The 1,490-nt window shown below is 74.0% G+C and carries 1 protein-coding gene; it reads left to right on the top strand.

The genetic code is table 11. The annotated features are described in order from the left end of the window. The first annotated feature begins 261 nt into the window (after positions 1-261). On the top strand, positions 262-1,470 hold the full coding sequence (gene lhgO / locus ACSNOK_RS32990) for an L-2-hydroxyglutarate oxidase (protein ID WP_436784467.1): 1,209 nt from the start codon (positions 262-264) through the stop codon (positions 1,468-1,470). The last annotated feature ends 20 nt before the right edge of the window (positions 1,471-1,490 follow it).

The raw sequence follows: 1,490 nt of genomic DNA, 5'->3' as shown, positions 1-1,490 counted from the left end.
GTATAAGAGACAGCCCTCCGCCCCCGGGCGTTCTCGCGCTGTCCGCCGGATCGCCTCAGAGCGTCCATCCGTAGGCCACGCCGGGAGCCTCGCGCGGCGCGTACGGCAGCGTCACCGGCCCCGACTCGGAAGATCTTTCCGGTCTTTCCCCTGGTCCGACGATGTTTCGGCCCATTGTCAGTGGCGCACGACATGATAGGAGCCGTTGAGTCGGCCGCAGCGGAGACGGCCGGTGGTGCGGGAGGGCGGGGAGGTGAGCCCATGGGGGCGTACGACTGCGACGTGCTGGTGATCGGCGGCGGCATCGTGGGCCTGTCGACGGCCTACGCGGTCACGCGCGCCGCGCCGGGCACGAGCGTGGTCGTGCTGGAGAAGGAGCCGGGTCCCGCGCGGCACCAGACGGGCCGCAACAGCGGGGTGATCCACAGCGGGATCTACTACCGGCCGGGTTCACTGAAGGCCGAGTTCGCGGTGCGGGGCGCGGCGGAGATGGTGAAGTTCTGCACGGAGCACGGCCTGCCGCACGAGGTCACCGGAAAGCTCATCGTGGCCACCGAGCGGGCCGAACTGCCGCGCCTGCACGCCCTGGTGCAGCGCGGCCGGCAGCACGGCATTCCCGTTCGCGAACTGGGCCCGGCCCAAATAGCCGAGTTCGAACCGGACGTACGGGGTGTGGGCGCGATCCACGTCGGCACCACGGGCATCTGCGACTTCGGCGCGGTCGCCGCGCACTTGGCCCGCCTCGCCGAGGACGCGGGTGCGTCGGTGCGTTACGGGGCGGAGGTACGGGTCGTGGGCCGGCGCGGGGACGTGGTCGCCGTGCGGACGGCGGACGGCACGGTCGTGCGCGCCCGGGCGCTGGTCAACTGCGCGGGACTGTACAGCGACCGGGTGGCCCGGCTCGCGGGCGACGATCCGGGCGTACGGATCGTTCCCTTCCGCGGGGAGTACTACGCGCTGGCGCCCACCGCCACGGCGCGGGTGCGCGGCCTGGTCTACCCGGTGCCGGACCCGGCCTTTCCCTTCCTGGGCGTCCACCTCACGCGAGGTGTCGACGGCGCGGTGCACGTAGGCCCCAACGCGGTGCCCGCGACGGCGCGCGAGGGGTACGCGTGGCGGACCGTACGGCCGGTGGAGCTCGCCGCCACGGCCGCGTTCCCCGGCACGTGGCGGCTGGCGCGCCGGCACTGGCGGTACGGGGTGGCCGAGGCGCGGCGCTCCCTGTCGAAGGCGGCCTTCACCGCGGCCGTCCGCCGCCTCCTGCCGGGTGTCACGGAGGACGACCTGATACCCGCGCCGTCCGGGGTGCGCGCCCAGGCGGTGCTGCGGGACGGCACGCTGGCGGACGACTTCCTGTTCGCCGGCTCCCGGCGGATGGTGCACGTCCTCAACGCACCGTCCCCGGCGGCGACGGCCTCGCTGCCGATCGGACGGGAGGTGGCGCGGAGGGTGCTGGCGGAACTGCGCTGAGGGGGTGGGTGACCGGGCGG

The sequence above is a fragment of the Streptomyces sp. URMC 126 genome (assembly GCF_051386555.1).
Lineage (GTDB): Bacteria > Actinomycetota > Actinomycetes > Streptomycetales > Streptomycetaceae > Streptomyces.
Note: the sequence above shows the minus strand (reverse complement) of the source record. Positions and strands in the feature narration are given on the sequence as shown.

Excerpts from the sequence above, each read along its gene's own strand:
- lhgO (WP_436784467.1), top strand. The coding sequence starts at position 262 with ATGGGGGCGTACGACTGCGACGTGCTGGTGATCGGCGGCGGCATCGTG.